The following is a 22,321-nucleotide window of genomic DNA, read 5'->3' as shown; positions in this document are numbered from 1 at the left end:
TACAAATGCAATTCTTTTTAATCTGCCAAAAGTACGTTATTTATATAAAAGAATAAAGGAAACTAAGAATATTTTGCTTTACACTTTGAGATTCTTGCACATTATTAACGGGTATAATATAAAAAGAAAAGTTATCCCGGGTACGTCCATAGCAAGTGTCCATAATAGCATCTTTGATTTCTTCGGGATCATGGTATTTTGCAAAAACTGCAGCTAATAACTCATCTGTATAATGTTCCAGCACACCATCCGTACACATAAAAAAGTAATCTCCTGCTTGTACATCATCCAATACAATAACATCTGCTTCAGTTGGATGATCCGCCCCCTGTATAGCACGTAAAATAACATTTCTTTGAGGATGAGTTTTTACTTCATCTTTTAAAATTTTACCTAATTTTAAAAGAGAATTCACTAAAGAATGATCTTCTGTTTGATATACTATTACCCCTTCTCTGAACTGATAAATACGACTATCGCCCACATGCGCAATAACAACGCCTTTTGTTCCTGTATAAAGCATAGTAAGAGTAGTTGCCATACCTTTTGCTGCAGGATGCAACGCTATATAATCGTCAAAACGTGCTTCTGTATATTGCAGGGCTTTTCTAACAAGATCTTCGGTAGTATCTCCATCTTGAAATGCGGAAAGATAGGTTTGGAAAGACTCACATGCCAGATAACTGGCAATTTCCCCTTTCTCGGCACCTCCGACTCCATCACATACTAAAAATAATTTTTGACCGGAAGTTATTGTTTCTGGCAATGGATAAATAGAATCTTCATTATTAAGCCTTCCACCTTTTTCACTAACAGCATATGGTTTACCGATCGTTATATTCATAGCAATAATGAGTTTTATTCATTAAACCGGAGAACTGTACGGCCTATAATAATCTCGTCATTATTATTAAGTACGACAACTTCTCCATCTCCTAGGTAATTGCTATTATATAACGTATGGTTTTTACTATTATTGTCTGAAAGATAATGTTTATAACCACCTTTCGAATCTTTTTTCACTTCTATCCTAATATGTTCGCGGCTCATTGAGCGATCGGTAGTTATTATGCCAATCGTAGCATTCGATGCATTCGATTTTCTCCCGACAATCGTTGTACCTTCATAAAGAAGAAATTCTTGTTCCGGCGTATCCGTATCGGCAACTATGGTAAGTTTACCTGTGCTATTCTTTATTGGTTGCACAAGTATCGTTTCAGAATCATTTAAATTATTCTGAACATTTTCCTTTGAAAGAAAAGAAATAGGAATGGGTTTCTTACATTTGGGACATTTAAAAGAAGTTATTCCGAGGGGAATTTTCCCCTCGTCTACTTTTAATCCTACCTGACAATGTGGACACTTGACTGAAATCATATCATAAATGAAATATCTGTGCTATCAATATCCGTTGTATTAATATCCAACATGTCAGCATCAGATAGCATTATAGTATCATCCGATAAAGTAATAAAATCAGAACTATCTATACTATCATCAATTACTACTGCATCCAGCATTCCACCATTGTCTCCGTCTACATCCACTACAATAGCATCTGCCAATAAGGCATCATTATTATCCAAAGTAACGAATGTATATTCTTCTTCCTGCATAATCTTATCCCTTTTTAATGTTTTTACCGGAAACAAAAGTAGGAAAAGTAACGGATTAATAAATATCCAATTCTTTCTTATAATCAAAGGATTGGATTTACTGTACAAAAAGCTGGATTTAGAATACAAACGGTTAATTGCTCACCCACTTAGCCTTGCAAGTTGAAACTGGACATTGTTTCCTGTTTTTTAAAGATTCCCATGGTATTTCACCTAAAAATGTTCCGCATTTAGGGCAAACATAATCTATTTTAAATTGATTGGCGATATCTTGCAATTGCTGAGGTATCTTAGATGATTGTTTTGCACCTAAATATATTCCTATCGTAGGAGCACAAATAGTCACAAACAAACTTATCATTAATAATTCCGGATTTCCTTTACCTAAAAAACCGATTATTACTCCCACAACCCCAGTTAGAGCAAATGGCAATGATTGAAAAAGTCTTGTTTTAAATTGATTGGATGATTGAATCTTAACTTTTGCTTGAATATAATCATCATATATTTTCTTTAATTTGGCGAACTCTTCACTATAATCATTATTAAATTTCAGAATATCGGAAAGAACCACCATATAGCTATCTCCCAGCCTTATCTTATCAGTAGGTGTAATTCGTTTTTTTAGAATCTGGCAATCATTAACAAAAGTTCCATTTGTCGAATTAGCATCCTCTAACAGCCAACAACCATCTTCTTCACGTATCAAGCGCGCATGGTGCCTGCTTACATGAGGATCATTAACAACAAAATCATTATCGTCCGATTTTCCTATCTTAATTACCATTCCTTATTCTTTAACCTCTTCAGACCTGCCCATCTCCTTTTCCAGTGAATCTTTCAAAACTTTCAAAGGATCTTTGGATATAACTAACTCCCGAGGCTTACCTTCTTCCGTAAGTAATAATAATTTCTGTTTAGGTAAGTTGATTTGCAATATATGATTTTTATTAATAATATGACTTTTGCCAACGCGCATCAATATTTCATTGCACCCGGCAACCTGTTTTCCTAATATTTCTTCTATCTTACCTATATTTATTGCAAAAGTAAATTGTATTCCATTCGATAATAATAATTTCGTATAATTCCTGTCGGCTTCAAAATACAGTATTTGTCCTATTTTTATACGTAACAGTTCATCTCTTGTCTTAATAATTAAATACCGCTCCATAACGTAAATATTGTTTTTCTTTTTTCATCAAGAAACAAATATACGTCATTTTCTTCTTTCGCACGCACATTTTGAAAGAAATAAATATTATTCAAATTACTTTAAAAACGAATTCATCATTTCAACGTAGGATAAAGAGGCTTCCCCGTTTCATCCACTTCTGTCCAGTTTTTAATAGAAACCTGAGAAAAATCTACCGAATTTTCGTCTATTATTGCATTAAACAAATAAGAATCTCCTGATTGTAACTCTCCGTTAGGAACCGGAACATTTACACTATAGATCCGAGAAGTACTTTCGTTATTTACCATTACTTCCAAAGTCAATGACATTGGAGATGTAGTCTTCAGCGGAAGCATAATATACTGGGCCAACAAGCCATTTATACCCATTTTATCCGCTTTATCATATATTGATGCAGGAGGAATAATTCCGGTATACAAATTCATACGAGCTCCTGTCTCCGGCGGAGTAATCATGGCCGAAACCAATTTGTTCAAATTTATTCCGCTGCCACCCGATACTTCAAAAACAACTTGTGTAGCTGCATGTAAATACAGAATCGGTATATTTACCTGGTTACTCATGATATCTTGTTCCGGACTATGCCACCACAAATAGTCAATGCCATTAAATAAAGGCTCAGACTGACCAGACGTAAACTTAGGAGGTATTGTAGAAAAGTTGTCTGACACAGCATAAAAATCATATATGCCGGATTCCAAATACATCTTATAACCATCATTACCTGTTAACACGCCGGGGGCAGATGTAATATATAACCCTTCAGCGTATGGTATTCCTTTAGCTTCACCTCCATTTGTTGAAGTAAAAGCATATAATTGGTTCTGAATCCCCTTTTTCATAGGAGCCATTGCCCTGGTCAATAAATTACGATCTTCTACTGCTGCATTAAATGTAACCAATGCTTTTCCATCGGGGTTATTACTATTTGGATTTTCCCAACCATCCTCAAAAATAATTGTATTTTTAGAACATCCTGTAAACAGCAAAACTATATAAACAAATACTACAGAGCTTACAATCTTGTACCTTTTCATAATAAACCATTTTTAGAATTCATATTATATAATACACTTCTGATCCCTGTTTGGTTCACGATGAAAATGTTAAGCATTCAACTCTATTTCACTTTAAATAAATTTCAAACACAAAAGGCTGTCTCACAATGAGACAGCCTTTCTTTTTTTTCTTTTTATGTCTAGTCCTAAAATAGCGTTACACCAAATTAAGTAACGAAATGAAAAAGTCAGAAACCAAGTACATTAGACGTACACAAAAGGATTACAGCATGTCCTTTAAATTATCAGTAGTTCAAGAGTATGAAACAAGCCGGCTAAGTATGGAGACTATTCAGCGTAAATATGGCATACAAGGAAGCCATACATTAAAACGTTGGATTGAAAAATATGGTAACTTTGACGTGTCAAACAAATCTCATTGTCCCGTGGAAAAGAGTAAGGAACAGCAACTGCTTGAATTGGAGCAGAAAATAAAGTTGTTGGAGCGCAAGAACGCCCGCCTGGAGAAGGAACTCGAATTAAAGGATATAAAAGCCGAATTCTTTGATATGATGATAGATATCGCAGAAAAGGAATATCACATCGATATCCGAAAAAACTCCTTTCCCGAACAGTCCTCCAATACAAAGAAGATAAATCCGTAAGTATCAGCGGGATCTGCCGACTGCTCGGGATAAGCAGGCAAAAATATTACCGTCAGCATTGGAGTATAGACAGGAGTCGCCAAAAAGCTACCGAAGTTGTAGAGATAGTACAGGGTCTCCGTTTGGAGATGCCCCATATAGGTACCCGTAAACTCTATCATATGCTTCAGCCGGTATTGAAAGAGAAGAAAGTTGGCCGTGACAGGCTGTTTGACATACTACGTGCCAACCACATGCTCATAAAGCCTGTCCGTTCCTATCATGTGACGACCAACTCCCACCATCGGTTCCGCAGGCACAAGAACCTTGTGGCAAATATGGAATCTATACGTCCGGAAGAAATCTGGGTTTCGGATATAACCTATATAAGAAATAGAAACAGTCACTTGTATCTCTCATTGGTTACAGACGCTTATTCAAAGAAGGTTATGGGATATGACCTTTCCTGTTCTTTGGACACTCAGGGTACCCTTAATGCCTTAAAGATGGCCAACGGCAACCGATTGTACAGGGAGGAACCCTTAATACATCACTCAGATCGTGGTATACAATACTGCTCCGATGCATATCAGAGATTATTGAAACGGTATCATATCATACCGAGCATGACTGAGTCCTATGATCCTTATGCAAATGCCATAGCAGAAAGGATAAACGGGATACTCAAACATGAGTTTCTGCTTGAAGACCTTAATCTTCCATTGGCACAGATGAAGCGTCTGGTAAAGGATGCTGTTTATAAATATAATAATCTCAGACCACATTACTCGTGCGGATACAAAACACCGGAGTATATGCACCATCAGAGGCAGATTAAAATTAAAAGTTATAAAAACAAACAGTTCAGCAAGGCTAGCCTTGCTGAACTGTGATAAATGTTTTAGTTTTGTCCAATAACTGTAACGGTTATTTAGGACTAGTCATATTTTCAATCCTCCAACGCTGCCTGCGCCGCTGCAATAACGTTTTATATATCAAAACATTACGATTATTTATACAACAATATTTCAACTCTACGTTTCATGTCATTATATATGTGTTATTCAACATATAAATATTATTTTCAGATCAATCTCTATACATTATTATATGTAAGGTACGTTTTTAAGAAACAAACAGACGACTTCGGATTATAGTCGAATTCGACTATTTGCTTTCATTGTCATCCGTCTGTATTCTCCATGAATTTTGCACTTGAATAGGCTCCCAGGGGCTTTGTGCATACAAATTAGTAGCTATAGGCTCATATCCTTTTGTATATAAAGATGTAACGCCCTTCATACTCTCCCTCATTCCTGCTAAAGGATCAATACTTGAGAGTTGCTTTAAACTTTCGCCTATTGACACATCGGGACACTTTATACTAAAACCATCATGCGGTTCAATAAAAATGCTAGATGATGGAAACCTAGAATTTGCATATATACTAAAGCCGTCATTATTCCCTTCATAAGTAATATACTGTTGTGAACTGATCTTCTCTACTTCATTTATAGTCTCTTCCTCTACTGAGTTTTCATGCTCGACTTGGACATATCTCAGAAAGCTCATTGCGTTGTATATAACAATTCTCATACCCGTTTTGTCGTGAAACTCTTTAATAAGTTCTTTCCTGGCAGAAATAGATATGCCTTTTTCCTTTGTCCACCAATCTTCTTTATTATCATCAGTCACAAAAATAAGAGCTTTCTTTTCATGTGTAGCTTTATCTATAAGCTGCATCCATAATACAAGATCGCCATAGCAATTTGAGGTATTTTCTTCCTTTTTCTTACTATCACAATAGCCAGGAGGAACTTTTTCATCATAACGCTTCTTTCCTTCTGCATATATTTTTTCTAACTGCTCTTTAGAATAAGGTTCTCCAATCTTTTTATCAAACAAATTAACAATCCGATCTAACACATCATCATTTTCTGTATAATCTGGATGTTTGTTCGCCAATTGATCTAAATGCTCTTTTATTTGGGATAAACAGTCATCCAGTATATCATTTAGTGGAGCGGATTCAATAAGTGGGTGATTCATTCCCCCTATATATGACTTCAAATCATCTATCTTATTTGAAACAAACTTTTGTGTTTCATTATAAGATGACTTCAATGATTTGAATAAATGTCTTCTATTCTTAAAAAACTCCTCCCCTGCTTGATGTGTCAACCAAAGTCGATCCTCACACTTAGCTAAAGCAGAGAAAAACTCTTCACGTGTCTTTTCTGTATATCTATAAAAGTTAAGCAAAATATTTGCATCAACCGATATAATCCCATTTTTCCAAACTTCTTCAATCTCTTCAGCCTTAGGATCAATATACTCGTAAAATTTTTCTTTCATACTTCCTTTATCTTTTGTTACTTCTATAAATATTCACTATACTCGTATCAAAATATTTAATTATGAATCTTGATAGCTTATTCACAAACGAAACCCATCCTTCGATTCGTCCTAGATCTCTTATTGCCAGTGCCCTTTCTGAAGCCAAGGCCAAAAATCTAAACCAAGAGGAAAGCATAGATCTTTTGGAAAAGAGACTATGTCAGTTCATGGACAAGTTTGAATGCTCTATACAGTCCGATCCGGAACAATACATTTTAGATTTTTCCTATCCATAATATAAGTTCAAGTTGTTTGTTTCTTGTTTATAATGATTAAAATAACTCATCTGCCCACTCACTAACATTATCTTTAATATCTTCATGATATTTGCACATTATCAATGCAAGTTTGATTGTTGCACGTTTAGGGTTATATTTATTTACAGTCAAATATCCATAGAAATTACCACCTCTATCTACAACAACTGGAGGATAATTAGCGTATGGATTCCATGGGCTATAATCGCTATACTCACTTCCATAATCTCCATATTCATTCCAGATAGATTCCGAGTTATAACTATTCCCATACGTTGAATATTCATTCCAAACAGAATTATCTGAATATCCGTTACAATTAATGCACCCAAGAAAAATATCATGATCCATTCCACCAAACAAGAGTAAGGTTTGAGATGAAGCGACTAATGACATTAAGATAAATAATATTGTATATATGTATTTCATATTAAGACTAATTTTCCCATTTTCTGTTAACAACAATTGAATTTGCAATCAAATCACAGATAGGAATATACTTATCAATATTAACATGTTGATCTTTTAGCGTTGATACTCCCACTTGAAAATAGCCAATTTTACCACCAAACTGAAACATGTAAATCACAGATGACGTTCTTATAATGTATTGAAGTCTTTTGCTGTCAGTATTAATTTTTAAACGACATCCCTTACAACCATCAATAGTTATATCATGTTTATCCAGTATAACACTGTTCGCGCCAAATGCTTTCTTTATATAGTTGTTATTAATTAATGAAGCGGATAACCCAGTCATACCTCTGATCTCTTGGACTATCAAAACTGCTACTAAACTATGTTCGTCAAACTCAGGAACAAACTTTTGCACAACATTAGGCCTATCACCATCTTTCTTTTTCCAGCTCACCGGAATATCAAGAGTAAAATCGAAATGTTTAGCTTTTTCATTTCCTTTAGTGTTGTACTTATATGTATAGCCATTACGAAATTCTCTCGTATAGTTACCATTAAATTGAAAATAAGACAAAGTAGACAAAATAGGCTCTTTTATTTGAAAGTTAGACCTATTACCTAGATCCTCTATTAGCTTTGAAACGTCAACATAACCAATATTAAAGTCCGCCATATTTTGAGACAACGAATTGATTATGTCCTTATATTTGGGTGCATTATTCACCACAAAATCGTATATGTTATTTTTACAGTTTCCAAATTTTAAATTAAATCCATTCTCGACGCTCTCGATCTTACCCTTTAATGACGGAGATTGTTTAATGGCTTTATCAATTATATATTGTTGCCCTAAAAGAAACGCATATGCGTTGAAGGCAAGTTCCGTCTGTTTATTTGTGACGATTTCACGAGATACGCCTTGAGGAAAACAATAATTACAAAAAAGTACTAGTAATATAACTATTGCATTAAGCCTAATCATTTCACATCCCTCCTATAAACGCTAATATAAAAATAGCCAATGTAGCGTATGCTATAGTTCTACTCTTAAAAAACTTCCCTGTAACAAGTCTAAAAATCAAAGAGGCAATAAATGGAATAATCAAACTTCCTAATAAATATCCCAAAGATTCGACCAAACATAACCCGTATGCTCCTATAGCTAATGGAAAATTGTCTCTATTTATAATAAATACAAACCGCAATACAAAAACAAATAAGACCAATAGCCAAACATTTCGAGTTTTAGCGTCAGCAGTTATGAAATTCATAATATCAAATTTAAGTTATGCTTTTATGGTATTTATATTACAGTTCCATAATTCACAAAAGAAAGTGAGCGTGTTTATAAATTATTCAATGAATCTTCCATGCTCTTTCTCGATTTCAACAGTTGATATTCTCCATACCTTCTCCATTCATTCATATTGGGTATCTCATTTGTTCTATTAGGAGGTGTTATTCCATTTTTATGGCATTCCATCTGTTCATCAAATATTTTTTTATATATTCGGTAATGATTTATGCTCATCCTTAAATCAGAAGCTTCCTTAACAGCTGGATCTGACAGACTTTTTATAAAATTATAGATAAAGAACAAAACTACTACCGCAATTACAAAATATAGTCCAATCATATTATATTAATGTTTATTTTTTATTATCAAATTCCCACCCTCTCTATGCCCTAAAACATAGATTAGAATTGAGTTTTTTGACACAAAATACTATTTATATCAAAAAAGACATCCACATAAAATAAGATCCAGCTATAACCCCTACTAGGCTTAAAATATCAATTATAATATTTGGCAACAATTTAATTATCCCATTTATAAAAGGCGCAATTGTACCTACTACAAGTAAGCCAACTAAGGGATGCCACCATGTCATTTTAAAAATTGCATAAATCGTAAAAACCAAAAGGCTAATAAAACCAACCCCGGCCCCAACTGTTAAAATAGACTTGATTAAACTGGATGATCCCTTAAAATCATTAGATGAACCATTTAAACCAAAAGAAGATACTGCAACAATCAGCATATAAACATACATCATGATATTAAATTTAGGTTTAAAGTCACTTTATTTTTTTCATTAACTCCGAAATTATAACATTAAGCCGAGCAATCTCTTTATCTTTTTCATCAAGATATCTTTTCTGATATTCAATCTTGATTAGAGCCTTCTCTAATTTAACGCAACAATCTTCTTCAGTAGCTGATTCCTTTATTCTACTGTTGTTACCGTATAAATTTCCATGCCCCATTTGCACAGGATTATTGTCAATTATTTTACTTCTTGCTCCTGTCTGAATATAAACCCTCATTCCGGGATTTTTTTCAGACAAAGCGTCCACAATCTTATTTATCGATTCGTCAGATTCATTGCAAAGAACCTCCTTGTTTAGCACAGGAAGCCCATATTTCACTTGAAGTTCCTCTGCACTCGATATTACACCGTCTTTTACCATCGATTCTACGCAATCGATAATTCTATCCACATACGCTTTTGTTGTCATATACTTGATTTATTAATATTGTTAATACAATACAACAAATCCACTTTATAACAGTTTTCCCTATAATTTCCAAAACTACAAACCACTTACTTTTTATCCAAAGCCTTATCTAGCATATTCATAGCCCTATCCTTGTCAGCAATAGCCTGCCGTAATTGCATCTGTAATTCTTCTACCCTTCTTTTATTCAACGACTCCATTTCTTTGATCTTTCTTTTTAATATATCAATCTCAGCTTTTGCCCTGACGAGCTCTCTTTCGCAATCAGCAGGTACGATACCTATATTGTGCCCATTACCTGTAATATTTCCACCAATAACACTTCCTACTGTACCACTTCCGTTTGAAACTAAGGGAGATTTCCGAATATTGTTATCTTTCTCCATTTCACCACGACCGGTTATTAGCCAATCTATATTCAAATTGGGATAAGCAAATAGAATTTTTTCAATTTTCTGAGTGGTAATACCACCTTTCTTTATATTGTTTACCGTTCCATTTGAAAGTCCACAATTTTTCTCAAATTTCCCTTGGCCAATGTTTAAATAGGCAAGAAATTTTATTAATCTGTCTTTTATCGTTTCTTCCACAGTATATTTTCTGTATATTTGTAATCTAAATTCATTTTAAAATTGTCTGCCATGTTTAAGTTTATCAAAGAAGCCTTAGAAAAACATCAACAGAGAAAAGATATTGAACTCCGTAAATGGTGTGCTGATCTAGCATGTTCTAGTCGCTTATCGTATGATAAATCCGTATTGGATGATGCCAAACAACTGTACAACTTTATTACTTCACAATCTCAGATGGCAAAAGAACCGGCACAGAGAATGAAACCTCTTGAACACTAGCCATTGATTCTCCAACACTAGAACCAATAGATGCAGATATAATTTTAATTATATTACAAGACCCTGCGCCTTTTGTTTCAGCCTTTTCTTCCAGTTGTACATGAGTTTTAAACTGCACAGGAATAAGAGGCATAGAAATGCTACTGTTGGGAATCTTACTTTCCTTTAATATATAAGGCATTCCTTCTATTTTGAAGCTTCCCCTTGGATTAACAAAGCCTCCTAGTTCCTTATAGCGCCGATTCGCATCAGTTACCCCTTCGGCTATTTGCAGCAGAACATCAGATATAAATTCTTTCAATTCCATATATTGTTAATTAAAGTTTAACACAGTATTTTTTCTGTGAATATATTTGTTTTACAGAAAATACACTGTATATTTGCCTCCGTAATCAATCACAAGCCCCATTCACGGGGCACATATTGAATAGATTTTCAAAAGTAGTTAAAAAAATGGAAACAACAACAACAAAGAAGAAAATTAGTTCGGTTGCACTAAAAACAAAAACAGATGTGCAAGGAACGCTCCTCTCTCTCAAGGTCGGATTTCCTACCTCTATAAAGAACACTCAAATCAAAGCATGCTCTATACGTAGTGCCATCCGTAAGCTGAACCAAAAAGGGTATTCCTTTAAGCAATCAGAAGAAGGGAGAATAGACGATGTAATAGTAACCAGATTGAAATAAATCCGCCATGAGTGTAACAGCCGAAATAACATTTCCAACCAACTCTATCTCTTACGACAAGTTTGTGACAGATATAGCTTCTAAGCTTGCTTCTTATTTGAAAGAAGATAAGGATGATGCTGAGTACATATCTCAGAGGAAAGCAGAAAAACTTTATGGAAAGGCAAATGTACTCCGTTGGAGAAAGGCTGGTGCAATCAATCCTATATGTCGGCCAGGTAAAATAGAATACCCGACTGCCAGACTTAAAGAATTGAGTCGTACAGATGAAGTCTTTATAAGATGGCAATTAAGCAAAAAGAAGAAATAATCAACAGCCTCTTGGTTCAAATGGATAGAACGTAGGTTTCTAAACTTAAAATACGAGTTCGATTCTCGTAGGGGCTTCTTAATTAAAAGTTCTGGCACATGTTTCCACCTTAGTACCCGCAGAAATGGGGTTGAAACGAAAGGATATAAATCTAACTTATTAATGAAGGTAATAAGGTTGGCGGTATTGGGTATTACGTCGTGTCCGTGATGTCCGGTTGACTTGTCCCGGATCGGTGTTAAACGGTCTATCGAATACTGCTTTAAATATGCCTTGTCCCATGAGGCATATTTGATTATAATGGGAGGCGAATACGGCCATAGTATGACAGATTGGACAGACAATCAAATATGACGACAAAGCGGAAAGACGCTTGACGGCTCGACAGTAGATGCATTCTTTGATTTCACTCCCCTGCCCGTTTATGATTCGGGATTAAAATCGTTAGAGGTTGCAGGGGAGCATTGTAATAACCTGATAGTTGCCGATCGGATTGGCTGCTGGTGCAAATAAATCACAATAATATGATACACTTTAAATCTTTAATTCAGTTCATATTCTGTATAATATGGACTCTACTAGCATGTATATGCTTTATCTGTGGATTTTATAATCCAATGCACTTTTTTACAGCTATAGGCTCTGCTATTTTATGTTTAACCACATATAAACTATGGTAATATGGGCAAACCTATACTAATTCACCTACCCGATGGTGATCTTGACTATGACGGCGAGGAAGAAGACACTTTAGAAGACATCGAATTTCAAAACATGATGGAAGAATGGGAATTTGAAATGAGTACGTACAACTATTAAATCATAAAATCATGGAAACAGAAGATTACAATGTTACACCGATAGAGCTTGGACAGATTCAAATAGCCCAAGCTGATACTATAGAAAGAGCGAGCGTTGATTCTCAAGTGGCCACAGCCAAACAATATCCAAGAGATGTGCGGAAGTGTATAAACAACTCCATCGTAATTGTCACTATGGATATTGAGACTGCCAAATCTTGCTCTTATGCATTGTCCAAGGGCGGGAAATTAATAACCGGCCCATCCGTACATCTTGCAAAAATCTTGGCCACAAACTGGGGAAATATCAGAACAGAAGCAAAAGTTATCCAAATAACAGACAAACAGATCATCAGCAGAGGAACCGCCTGGGATCTGGAAACAAACGTCGCATCTGCATTCGAAGTTAGCCGGAGCATAGTCGACAGCAAAGGTAAGCGGTACTCTAACGATATGATTGTCGTTACCGGTAATGCCGTCAATTCAATAGCCTATCGTAATGCTGTTTTTGCCGTGATACCTAAAGCTATCACCGACAGAGTGTATCAAGCTGCTCAAAAATATATAACAGGTGATCTTTCCGATGCCGATAAGCTCCTGAAATTCCGCACAACTCTCATTAATACATTCAAAAACGAGTACGGAATAAGCGAATCTGAGGTGATAAAGCTATGCGGCAAACAAACCACCAATCAAATAAAAACAGATGAAATCACCTTCCTTGTTGGCGTTAGTCAATCCTTAAAAGATGGAGATACCACTGTTGATGATTTAATGAAACCCATCAGGAAAACAAAAGAAGACATCACCACAAAGAAAACAAGAATGAAAACTAAAAAAGTTGACAAATTGCCATGAATAAATACTCATCATACAGCGACGCTGAACTTGAAGAGTTGTTCTCCTACTACCTGATCGACTCCTGGAGTTATAGCAAAGTTGCCTCATTTTCCAGAAATGAAAAAGAGTTTGAAAAGACGTATATCTATAGAGAAAAATCAAGAATATCAGCAAGTACAGTTGCCGGGAATGCTTATCACGTTGCCCTCGAACTCTTTTTCAATCAGTTAAAAGACGGTGTGGAAACCTCTCTGGCCGAAATGGAACAAATCGCATTTACTTATATAGACAACATTCCAGTGAACGTCTGGAAAACGCAGAAGACTACCCCTACTATTGAAGAATGCAACCTGAAAGCAACAAAGGTTTGCACTTCGCTACTTAAAAACTTCTACAGTGAGAAATCTATTTATATGTCCGGCATGAGTGAAATCTTAGGCGTAGAACTGAGATGCGATGAATGGCTAGTTATAAACGGAGTCGATATTCCCCTGCCCTGTCATGCCAACATAGATCTTGTGCTAAGACTTGATAACGGGAAGGTAGTTATCGTTGACCATAAATCGAAATCAAAATTCACGGACGACGATGAACTTGTTTTAGTTTGTGGGAAACAAGCTATAACTTATATCCTGAATTTCGAATCGAAGACCGGTATTAAGGTTGATGAAGTATGGTTCATCGAAAACAAAGATTCCAAGAATAAAGACAATTCACCCCAGCTCAAAAAATTCAAGATTATCCTTGATAACGATACACGTAAACTATACGAAGCTTTATTGTACGAACCGCTCAAAAGGATGATAGAGGCCGTTTCCGATCCCGACTACATCTATATGATCAATGATAATGATAATTTCATAGACCGGGCAGAACTCTACGATTTCTGGGCTAAAACGATGATTGCAGAAGTGGACGATTTCAATATTCCGGATAAGAAAAAAGAACTGATTTCCCGAAGGCAAAAAAAGATCCGAGACGCTTCGATCGGAAACATAAGCCCTAAGACTATCACTTCATTCAGAGACAACGCGGCATCATTTATTACTTACGACTTATCAAATACAAATATGACAAACGGAGAAAAAATAGAACACGCCCTAAGAACATTTGGGGTTATCGTAAAAGTGGCACACGAGATATCGGGGTATTCTTCCAACACTTTTTTATTGGAAGTATCAGCCGGTGTTAAAATCTCAAATGTGATGAAATACCGATTGGATATTGCAAATGCCTTAGATGTTTCCTCGGTAAGAATCGGGAATGACCTAATGGTCTATAATGATAAATCATATTTGTTCATCGAAACATCAAAAAAGAGAACAGATACATTATATTGGGATAAGAAATACCTGGTAGAAGAAAAAATCCCTATCGGAGTTGATAATTTCGGTAGGACAGTCGTTTGGGATATGAATAACCATTCCACCCCTCACGTGTTAATATGCGGTGCGACAGGAAGCGGCAAGTCTGTATCTATCATCTCTACTTTGAAATACGCTAAAGCAGCCAAGATCAAAAACATCTACATCTTTGATCCTAAATACGAGTTTTGTTCATACAGCGGTTATGCTAAGGTATTCAATGAAATAGAGGATATAGAAGAGCAAATGAGGCTTTTGGTTGTAGATATGCAAAAACGGGCTAAGACAGGCAGATGCACTAAAACTCTAATAATCTTTGATGAGTTTGCCGACGCGGTTGCATCTGCTAAAAGTGGTCCCGAGCTGGACATTAAAGAAGAAGTCGTTGTTGGAGTATCTGCCAGGGGTATTCCCAAAAAAGAATTAAAGACCGTTGGTCGACTGAAATCCCTGGAAGAGAACTTAAAGATTCTACTCCAAAAAGGCAGGTCTCTCGGCTTCCGAATAGTAGCAGCTACCCAGCGTGCATCTGTTAATGTCATAACCGGAGATGCCAAAGTCAATTTTCCCGTTCAAATATGCTTCCGGGTTCCTAAAGAAATCGACTCTAAAGTCGTAATTGATGAAGCCGGAGCAGAAACCCTAAGCGGTATGGGAGACGGATTAATGAAGTCCCCCGAATATCTTAATGTTGTTAGATTTCAAGGATTCTATTACAAACAATAGAGATGGATGTATGCAAATCGGATATAAAAAACATAATCCGCCTTCTTGAAAAAGGCGCAGAATATATCGAAAGATATTCTATAAAACCTTGCGATCAAGATAAAGCGAGACAAATAAAAATCATGATTAGAAAACTCGAAAGAAAAAATCAAAATGCATAATTGGTTTGAATGCAAAGTATCTTACGAAAAGATACTTGAAAACGGAATGCAGAAACGGGTTACAGAGCCCTATTTGGTAGATGCGTTAAGTTTCACAGAGGCAGAAGCCCGAATAATAGAAGAGATAAAACCGTTTATATCCGGTGAGTTTACTGTAACAGACATTAAACGGGCTCGCCTTTCCGAACTATTTTTCAATGAAAATGGAGATCGTTTTTACAAAATAAAAGTCTATTTCATCACATTGGATGAAAAAAGCGGAGCTGAAAAGAAAACAGCAGCGCAGATGCTTGCACAGGCTTGCAATTTGAAAGAAGCTATTGCCGTATTGGAAGAAGGAATGAAAGGAACTATGGCTGATTATACGATTGCTTCTGTTACTGAAACTGAAATCATAGATATTTTTCCCTACACAGCGGAAGATATAGATCGGGTAAAAATCAAATTCAAAGCGGATAAACTGGAAAAAAAAATATGCAAACAGCCTTTATCAGAAGAAGAGTTGTTATCCGCTGCTAATGATTGGGTACTAGGCAATGTAAAATCTGATAAAGACAAACTAAACATTCTGCAAACGCAGACAATCATTAAATCTAAAGCAAATCACAATCCTGATAAATTTAAGGAGACCATATTAGATATTGCCGAAAAACAAAAGGATATATCAATAAAATGGTGGTTCTTAGGTTGTGGAGCAATACTTCTCAAAAAGTATCAAAAAGAATAACTTAAAAAGAAAAGAGGCTTAAATGCGTGAGATTAAATTCAGAGGGAAAAGAATTAAAATTGAAGACCCAATGGAAAGATGGATAGAAGGCTCTTTAATTGATTATACGAATATTAGAGATGAACGTGTAGTCAGAATCATGAGTCGGTCAGGATATATGAATGATGTGAACCCTGAAACTATAGGTCAGTTCTCCGGTCTAAAAGACAAGAACGGAAAAGAGATATACGAAGGAGATATTGTACGCTTTACATATAGTTATGAGAAGCAAGGATATCATACAATTGTGACTAATATCTATATCGGTGTAATCGCATTGAATAAGTACTTTCAGGCATGTATAATGGTAGGAGATGAAGAATATCACATTGATAATTGTACTCGGAACGGTGAAGTAATTGGCAATGTATACGATAATCCCGAATTACTATCTAACAATTAAAAATAATTGAACCTTATGGTGTAAAGGTCAACCGTAGTTTTATATGAATACGAAAAAGTACATTGGAACAAAAATTATTGAGGCGGCTCCTATGTCGGCAAATGATGCAGAAGAATGCGGTTTTAAAACAGGCGGTAAAGTCGGCGATGGCTATTGGGTACGTTATGAAGATGGATATGAAAGCTGGTCACCGAAAGACGTGTTTGAAAAAGCATATAAGATAGCCGATACCCCACTCGACAGATTGTATATCGAATACAATGAGTTAATGGATAAATACAACAAACTGGTTTTATTCCTCGGTCGTGAAGATGCAGAGTCTATTGCTGGTGAAATGCAAGTTGGATTAATGGACCTACAGAAAATTCAAATGCATGACTACCTGTTGACCTTAAGAACTCGCATAGAGCAGATGAAAAAGTAGTTACAATTTGCTCCCGACATTTGTTTCGGGAGCAATCAACTTTAGATAAGAAGTAAAACTATTTGAGATATCATGAATGTAAATTTTCAAACAGCAAACAAAGGCGGAAAAGCTGCTACGACAGAGTGGTACACTCCTCAATATATCATTGAATCCTTAGGCGGTAAATTTGATTTAGATCCATGTGCTCCTTCTACAAGCTGGCATACGGCTGAAAGATGCTTTACAAAGGATATTGACGGATTATCTCAGAATTGGAATGGACGCGTGTTTCTCAATCCTCCCTACGAAAATCCTACGGTAAAACATTTTGTTCGTCGATTGGCAGATCACGGGAACGGTATAGCGTTATTGTATGCCAGATGCGATAATAAAATGTTTTTTGAGGACATCTTTAATCGGGCAACATCGATTAAATTTCTTTGTGATCGCATTTACTTTCTTCGTCCTGATGGGACAAAAGGCGACCGTCCCGGATGTGGTTCTGTTCTCATCGCATATGGTAGCGAATGCGATCAGTTACTCCGCAACTGTACGCTACCAGGGAAATATATTTCATTAACTATAAAAGTATGAGCAAATCAAAAAACACATCTCCGCCAACATTCTTTTGTGACTATTGCGTCCACTTCAAACCAACGGACGACCCGAAAGCCCCGAACGAGGAGCTTTGTGAGTTTAAAAGAGAGTTATCCTTTTGGTTTCCCCAGGACTATAACAATGACTCAGGTTTTTACAAAAAAGACTGTAAAGACTATGAGCGAGATAATTAATTCTAATTCACTTCACGCCATAAATTAATAAATCAAATATGGAAGCATTAAACAATTGGTCACAGGTATTTTTCCTAGTGGCCTTAATTTTTGGCATTATGGCTATGATTTATATCGTTTTATATCTAATCAATCAAAAGAAAGACAGGAAATGGTAAATAAATATCGTAATAAAAAGGTATTAGGATATGACAGTAAAAAAGAAAAAAGACGAGCTGAAGAATTAAAATTACTCCAAAGAGCTGGAATGATTTCTGAGCTAAAAGAACAGGTCAAATTTGAATTGATTCCGTCCCATTATGAGAATATAAACGGGAAGAAGAAATGTATAGAACGTGCCTGTCATTATATAGCAGACTTTGTCTATGTTGAAAATTCAAAACTAATAGTGGAGGATGTAAAATCCCCTATCACTAGAAAGAACAAAGAATATATTATCAAAAAGAAACTTATGCTCTATCAGCATGGCATAAAAATAAGAGAAAAATGAATGAAGCAAAATCAAAACGTCTAACCATTCCTATTCTCCAGCAGAGGTTAGACAGAGTTTTTTCCGAATACATCCGATTACAAAATGCAAGCGAAAACGGTTTCTGCAAATGTATTACTTGCGGATCAATGTGGCGCTGGAATCTAATGCACAATGGTCATTATATAGACCGTAGGCATATTAAAACTCGGTATGATACCCGTAATTGTCATGTTCAGTGTCCTAATTGTAATATTGGTCTTCGCGGTAACCTGGACAAATATAAACGATTTATCATTGATAAATACGGAGTGAAGGTTTTAGAAGAGCTAGAATCAGCCAGACGATCTATTGAAAAATGGACTGTGGTCGATTATCTTGAAAAAATCAAATACTACAAGGAGGAAGTAAAACGTATCAGGAAGGAGAAAGGGTTATGAAGAAAGATAAAAATCCACCTAAAATCCGATGTGCTGATTGTGGTAATGCAAAGCCTCATATTGGATTAGCTGTTTGGTGTATTTGTCATAATGCAGGCAGAGTAGCTAATTCAATTAGGGTTTGCAGTCAATTTAAAAAACGGTAGATATGGCAAAAGACGCTTATTATTTTCCTCACGATAGCAATGCCCGTAATGACGAGAAGATTATATCTGTCCGAATAAAGCATCAAGCAGAAGGATATGGCGTTTATTTCATGCTTCTGGAACGTCTTAGAGAGAGTGCTGACTATACGAGTATCAAAGATTATAACATGATAGCTTTTGATCTTCGCGTAGATGCATCACTCGTAAAATCTATAGTAGAAAATTTTGGGTTATTTCAATTTACCGATGACGGTAAGCGGTTCTACTCCGAAAGTTTTACGCGACGTATGAAGCTAAAAGATGATAAATCAGAAAAGGCCAGAGAATCAGCTAATAGGCGTTGGAATAAATGCGAAGGTAGTGCGAACGCATCAAATACGAATACAAACGCATCAAAAAACGATGCTATAAAAGAAAGTAAAGTAAAAAAAGAAAAAGAAATATCCCCCTCTATCCCCCAAGGGAAGACGGAGGAAAATTCTTTTTTGAATTTTATAGAAAGATATCCGCCACCTAACGATGGCGTGGATCGAAATTACGAAGGACTCATTAACGCACTGGAATCTTTTGGTGTTAGCGTAGAGCATGCGAAACTAATCTCTATGCTATCTAATTACGGCGAGAAAAACACTAGTGTCTGGCTTGCACTCCAAGAGTGGAGAGGTGACAAAATGCCCGGGGGTAAAAACATACTCAAGCTTCCAGGAGAATTTATTCTTTCTAAATTAAGAAAATCAAATCAAAAATGATGTATTACCACCAACTTACAAAAGAACAGGCAGAGGAAGCCTTAAAGCTCTCCAACCTGATATTCCAAAAGACATTCAAAAGGCCACAAGGCTGTAATTTCTTCGGGGCACTCGATAAACAATTCGGTTGCCCTTTTTTATTTCGATCTGAAAAGGATCGTGTTAGTATTTACCAGAAATGCAAGGAGTGTACTTGCAGGAGGCAGAGGCTATAACATAAACAAAAATCAAATATCCATGCAACAAACAAAATTAGGGCTTAGAAAACTCAAGGAGTCCAAGGAAAGCCAGCAAGAGCGGTATAAATGCCATAAGGTATTAAAACAAAACCCGCTTATCAGACTTGATGTAAGAAATAAATCGGTCACATTATTGGCTAAAGAATTGGGGGGGGCAAAAATATATGTGGATATCCTGATAGGCAAAGGGTATTCTGTTGGGTATGATTTATTCTATGACAAATAGTAATTTATTAACATTATGACTTGGAGAGAATTAAGAGACGCTATCGATAAGATGGACGCGTCACAGTTAGACAAAGAAGCTAAGTGTTGGCGAGAGGATCAGCCCCTAGTTGATGTCACGTTGGAACAGTCCTCTGAAGCGCAGTATTACAATCAGGATTGGGACTATTGTCATCTTGAATCAGAAATTGACGAGGATGACCTAAACGACAAGAATACCATCAAAGTAATTGACGAGGATGATTATTATCTATGGGGAGAATAAGCTATGAAACATCAAATTAAATGCTACGGCAACACATGTCCTGATCGACATGATTGTGCGCTATACACGATCGAGGCAGAATCCAAAAAGACGAAACCGGACGAAGCGCCGGGGAAGAAGTGTGAGTTCTTTAGGAAGAAAGGAGGCTTAAATGCGTGAGATTAAATTCAGAGGAAAAAGAATTAAAATTGAAGACCCAATGGAAAGATGGATAGAAGGCTCTTTAATTAATTATACGAATATTAGGAATGAACGTGTAATCAGAATCATGAGCCGGTCAGGATATATGAATGATGTGAACCCTGAAACTATAGGTCAGTTTACAGGACTGCTTGATAAAAATGGCAAAGAAATTTATGAGGGGGATATTATACAACTTGACTACATTACAACAATTGGCAAACATCGCATAGGACTTTCATTTGAGGTTAAATGGTGTACCCGAGAAGGATGCTGGGTTGGATGGGATGGCTTTACAGAAAATAATTTTCAACAAGCACACAAAATGTTTGTAGTTAAAGGTAATATCTACGATAATCCCGAATTACTATCTAACAATTAAAAATAAGTGAGCTATGAGGATTGAGATGCAAATTTGCTCTATCGAGCAAGCTGAAAAACTAAAGAAGTTAGGTGTTGTACAGTCAAGCTGTTTCTATTATGTGAACAACTGGAGAAATCCCAGATTTGAACCAGTTGACGATGGCGAACACGTGATACATGGAAGTGAGCGGCATTTTAAAAGGACATGAAAAATATAAGAATTGTAGGACGCACAGATGGACATCCTATTTATGAAGTTTTTGGAAAAACATTTCTCATTTACATAGATAAAACATTTCCTTTTATCCATATAAATTTTGATTTACCATTTTAATTAACAAATAAAAAGAATATGAAATATGATAGATAAGGATTTTGATAAAGCAATGGATGATTTGATGGATTATCGGCATGAAGAATCTACCAAAATTGTTTCTGCATTCAAGCATGTGCTGAAGAATATTGATTACCCATCTTATAAAATCAAAGAATATCTAAGAGATGGCGAAAATCGTCATGTTGGATATTGCAGGGTCTTAGAGGATAAAAATTATAAAAACAGCTCATATCCAGGACATAAGTTTTACCGTGTAATCGAAGAAGATAATAAAAAATATCACATTCCTAATTTATTAATGCGACAAGATGATAATAAGGATGATAACTTTCATTGTCTTGTTTGGCAAACTTGTCAGTTTGAAGATGATTATACTGGATACATATTATTTCCTTTAACAGATGGAACTTACTGGGCTGTACATTTTGAGCTATAAATTAAAAATAAATGATATATGAAAGCAACGAAAATTTATTATCAAAAGTGCTTTAATCTCGGCAATTATCAGAATGAGGTGATTGGTATAGAATTGGAGATTGGAGAGGGAGAGAAAGCGGCTGACGTACTTGAAAAAGCAAAGCAATTTGTAGAGAGCAAGGATTTAGTATCAGCCAACATACAGGAGTATGATAATTGTTTGAGAATAGTTAACGATCCAGACAACTATACAGGTAGACAAGTTCGAGAAGCGAATGAGTTCCTTGCTAAATATAAGGATAAAGACGATTTACCATTCTAATTCAAAAAAGAAGTGAA

The 22,321-nt window shown here is 35.8% G+C and carries 32 protein-coding genes, 1 tRNA gene and 1 pseudogene; 19 read left to right on the top strand and 15 right to left on the bottom strand.

All coding sequences use genetic code 11. The annotated features are described in order from the left end of the window. Positions 1-40: 40 nt before the first annotated feature. The 6 genes from CTY47_RS15075 to CTY47_RS15050 all read right to left on the bottom strand — a co-directional run bounded on the left by CTY47_RS15075 (position 41) and on the right by CTY47_RS15050 (position 3,851). The gene (locus tag CTY47_RS15075; protein ID WP_099465615.1) at positions 41-844 is read right to left on the bottom strand and encodes a PP2C family protein-serine/threonine phosphatase; all 804 of its coding nucleotides are present in this window, start codon (positions 842-844) and stop codon (positions 41-43) included. Between the two features lie 14 nt (positions 845-858). Beyond that, on the bottom strand, positions 859-1,377 hold the full coding sequence (locus CTY47_RS15070; RefSeq protein ID WP_099465614.1) for an FHA domain-containing protein: 519 nt from the start codon (positions 1,375-1,377) through the stop codon (positions 859-861). Then, on the bottom strand, positions 1,374-1,616 hold the full coding sequence (locus CTY47_RS15065; RefSeq protein WP_099465791.1) for a hypothetical protein: 243 nt from the start codon (positions 1,614-1,616) through the stop codon (positions 1,374-1,376). The genes CTY47_RS15070 and CTY47_RS15065 overlap by 4 nt, the downstream gene beginning before the upstream one ends. Positions 1,617-1,749: 133 nt before the next feature. Next, a complete protein-coding gene (locus CTY47_RS15060) occupies positions 1,750-2,403 on the bottom strand; it encodes an FHA domain-containing protein (protein WP_099465613.1) in 654 nt (217 codons plus the stop codon). A gap of 3 nt (positions 2,404-2,406) precedes the next feature. Beyond that, positions 2,407-2,790 carry a LytTR family DNA-binding domain-containing protein gene (locus CTY47_RS15055; protein WP_099465612.1) on the bottom strand — a complete coding sequence of 128 codons (384 nt, stop codon included), beginning with the start codon at positions 2,788-2,790 and terminating at the stop codon, positions 2,407-2,409. A gap of 116 nt (positions 2,791-2,906) precedes the next feature. After that, positions 2,907-3,851 (bottom strand): fimbrillin family protein, encoded by a 945-nt coding sequence (locus tag CTY47_RS15050; RefSeq protein WP_099465611.1) that lies wholly within the window; start codon positions 3,849-3,851, stop codon positions 2,907-2,909. A gap of 200 nt (positions 3,852-4,051) precedes the next feature. Between CTY47_RS15050 and CTY47_RS17490 the strand changes: the two genes are divergently transcribed. Further along, a complete protein-coding gene (locus tag CTY47_RS17490) occupies positions 4,052-4,477 on the top strand; it encodes a transposase (RefSeq protein ID WP_233202211.1) in 426 nt (141 codons plus the stop codon). Continuing rightward, entirely contained in the window at positions 4,408-5,349 is a 942-nt protein-coding gene (locus CTY47_RS17485) for an IS3 family transposase (protein WP_317044083.1), read from the top strand. Before CTY47_RS17490 ends, CTY47_RS17485 begins: the two co-directional genes overlap by 70 nt. 274 nt (positions 5,350-5,623) lie before the next feature. Here the strand turns inward: CTY47_RS17485 and CTY47_RS15040 are convergent, their stop codons facing one another. From CTY47_RS15040 to CTY47_RS15000, 9 genes are all read right to left on the bottom strand, one after another. Then, a complete protein-coding gene (locus tag CTY47_RS15040; RefSeq protein WP_099465610.1) occupies positions 5,624-6,811 on the bottom strand; it encodes a PIN-like domain-containing protein in 1,188 nt (395 codons plus the stop codon). Between the two features lie 314 nt (positions 6,812-7,125). Beyond that, on the bottom strand, positions 7,126-7,539 hold the full coding sequence (locus tag CTY47_RS15035; RefSeq protein WP_099465609.1) for a hypothetical protein: 414 nt from the start codon (positions 7,537-7,539) through the stop codon (positions 7,126-7,128). 7 nt (positions 7,540-7,546) lie between these two features. After that, positions 7,547-8,200, bottom strand: a complete 654-nt coding sequence (locus tag CTY47_RS15030; RefSeq protein WP_233202210.1) for a hypothetical protein — start codon at positions 8,198-8,200, stop codon at positions 7,547-7,549. Between the two features lie 310 nt (positions 8,201-8,510). Further along, on the bottom strand, positions 8,511-8,798 hold the full coding sequence (locus CTY47_RS15025) for a hypothetical protein (RefSeq protein WP_099465607.1): 288 nt from the start codon (positions 8,796-8,798) through the stop codon (positions 8,511-8,513). 74 nt (positions 8,799-8,872) lie between these two features. After that, positions 8,873-9,163 carry a hypothetical protein gene (locus CTY47_RS15020; protein ID WP_099465606.1) on the bottom strand — a complete coding sequence of 97 codons (291 nt, stop codon included), beginning with the start codon at positions 9,161-9,163 and terminating at the stop codon, positions 8,873-8,875. Positions 9,164-9,257: 94 nt separating this feature from the next. Continuing rightward, positions 9,258-9,584, bottom strand: coding sequence for a hypothetical protein (locus CTY47_RS15015; RefSeq protein WP_143813408.1), 327 nt, complete (start codon positions 9,582-9,584; stop codon positions 9,258-9,260). Between the two features lie 22 nt (positions 9,585-9,606). Continuing rightward, positions 9,607-10,047, bottom strand: a complete 441-nt coding sequence (locus CTY47_RS15010) for a hypothetical protein (protein WP_099465604.1) — start codon at positions 10,045-10,047, stop codon at positions 9,607-9,609. Positions 10,048-10,133: 86 nt separating this feature from the next. Continuing rightward, positions 10,134-10,637, bottom strand: a complete 504-nt coding sequence (locus tag CTY47_RS15005) for a hypothetical protein (RefSeq protein WP_099465603.1) — start codon at positions 10,635-10,637, stop codon at positions 10,134-10,136. 199 nt (positions 10,638-10,836) lie between these two features. Further along, positions 10,837-11,205 (bottom strand): hypothetical protein, encoded by a 369-nt coding sequence (locus tag CTY47_RS15000; protein ID WP_099465602.1) that lies wholly within the window; start codon positions 11,203-11,205, stop codon positions 10,837-10,839. 146 nt (positions 11,206-11,351) lie between these two features. Here CTY47_RS15000 and CTY47_RS14995 point away from each other — a divergent pair, with 146 nt between their 5' ends. The 17 genes and pseudogenes from CTY47_RS14995 (at position 11,352) to CTY47_RS14915 (ending at position 22,304) form a co-directional block, all read left to right on the top strand. Then, positions 11,352-11,585 (top strand): hypothetical protein, encoded by a 234-nt coding sequence (locus tag CTY47_RS14995; RefSeq protein WP_099465601.1) that lies wholly within the window; start codon positions 11,352-11,354, stop codon positions 11,583-11,585. 7 nt (positions 11,586-11,592) lie between these two features. Beyond that, positions 11,593-11,895, top strand: coding sequence for a hypothetical protein (locus tag CTY47_RS14990; RefSeq protein WP_099465600.1), 303 nt, complete (start codon positions 11,593-11,595; stop codon positions 11,893-11,895). 5 nt (positions 11,896-11,900) lie between these two features. Continuing rightward, a tRNA-OTHER gene (locus tag CTY47_RS14985) sits at positions 11,901-11,972 on the top strand. Positions 11,973-12,725: 753 nt separating this feature from the next. Further along, positions 12,726-13,553: a hypothetical protein gene (locus CTY47_RS14980; protein WP_099465599.1), complete on the top strand. Its 828-nt coding sequence runs from the start codon at positions 12,726-12,728 to the stop codon at positions 13,551-13,553. Continuing rightward, positions 13,550-15,625 (top strand): DNA translocase FtsK, encoded by a 2,076-nt coding sequence (locus CTY47_RS14975; protein WP_099465598.1) that lies wholly within the window; start codon positions 13,550-13,552, stop codon positions 15,623-15,625. The genes CTY47_RS14980 and CTY47_RS14975 overlap by 4 nt, the downstream gene beginning before the upstream one ends. A 153-nt stretch (positions 15,626-15,778) precedes the next feature. After that, positions 15,779-16,213 (top strand): annotated as a pseudogene (locus CTY47_RS14970) (DUF4494 domain-containing protein); the annotation flags it as partial. 322 nt (positions 16,214-16,535) lie between these two features. After that, positions 16,536-16,955 (top strand): YopX family protein, encoded by a 420-nt coding sequence (locus tag CTY47_RS14965; protein WP_099465597.1) that lies wholly within the window; start codon positions 16,536-16,538, stop codon positions 16,953-16,955. Between the two features lie 43 nt (positions 16,956-16,998). Continuing rightward, positions 16,999-17,379: a crAss001_48 related protein gene (locus CTY47_RS14960; protein ID WP_099465596.1), complete on the top strand. Its 381-nt coding sequence runs from the start codon at positions 16,999-17,001 to the stop codon at positions 17,377-17,379. A 72-nt stretch (positions 17,380-17,451) separates the two neighbouring features. Further along, positions 17,452-17,955 carry a DNA N-6-adenine-methyltransferase gene (locus CTY47_RS14955; RefSeq protein WP_099465595.1) on the top strand — a complete coding sequence of 168 codons (504 nt, stop codon included), beginning with the start codon at positions 17,452-17,454 and terminating at the stop codon, positions 17,953-17,955. Positions 17,956-18,207: 252 nt separating this feature from the next. Next, positions 18,208-18,642: a DUF1064 domain-containing protein gene (locus CTY47_RS14950; RefSeq protein WP_233202209.1), complete on the top strand. Its 435-nt coding sequence runs from the start codon at positions 18,208-18,210 to the stop codon at positions 18,640-18,642. Next, complete coding sequence (locus tag CTY47_RS14945) at positions 18,639-19,061, top strand: recombination protein NinG (RefSeq protein WP_099465593.1); 423 nt, start codon at positions 18,639-18,641, stop codon at positions 19,059-19,061. The genes CTY47_RS14950 and CTY47_RS14945 overlap by 4 nt, the downstream gene beginning before the upstream one ends. A 148-nt stretch (positions 19,062-19,209) precedes the next feature. Then, positions 19,210-19,956, top strand: a complete 747-nt coding sequence (locus CTY47_RS14940; RefSeq protein WP_099465592.1) for a Lin1244/Lin1753 domain-containing protein — start codon at positions 19,210-19,212, stop codon at positions 19,954-19,956. Between the two features lie 237 nt (positions 19,957-20,193). Then, a complete protein-coding gene (locus CTY47_RS14935) occupies positions 20,194-20,421 on the top strand; it encodes a hypothetical protein (protein ID WP_143813407.1) in 228 nt (75 codons plus the stop codon). A 120-nt stretch (positions 20,422-20,541) separates the two neighbouring features. After that, the gene (locus CTY47_RS16965) at positions 20,542-20,685 is read left to right on the top strand and encodes a hypothetical protein (protein ID WP_158228546.1); all 144 of its coding nucleotides are present in this window, start codon (positions 20,542-20,544) and stop codon (positions 20,683-20,685) included. A gap of 151 nt (positions 20,686-20,836) precedes the next feature. After that, positions 20,837-21,247, top strand: coding sequence for a YopX family protein (locus CTY47_RS14925; RefSeq protein WP_099465589.1), 411 nt, complete (start codon positions 20,837-20,839; stop codon positions 21,245-21,247). A gap of 340 nt (positions 21,248-21,587) precedes the next feature. Continuing rightward, positions 21,588-22,001, top strand: coding sequence for a hypothetical protein (locus tag CTY47_RS14920; RefSeq protein WP_099465588.1), 414 nt, complete (start codon positions 21,588-21,590; stop codon positions 21,999-22,001). Between the two features lie 18 nt (positions 22,002-22,019). Further along, positions 22,020-22,304: a hypothetical protein gene (locus tag CTY47_RS14915; RefSeq protein WP_099465587.1), complete on the top strand. Its 285-nt coding sequence runs from the start codon at positions 22,020-22,022 to the stop codon at positions 22,302-22,304. The last annotated feature ends 17 nt before the right edge of the window (positions 22,305-22,321 follow it).

Origin of the sequence: Parabacteroides provencensis (genome assembly GCF_900232875.1) — a bacterium.
GTDB lineage: Bacteria > Bacteroidota > Bacteroidia > Bacteroidales > Tannerellaceae > Parabacteroides > Parabacteroides chinchillae.
This window is presented reverse-complemented; position numbering and strand designations above follow the sequence as displayed.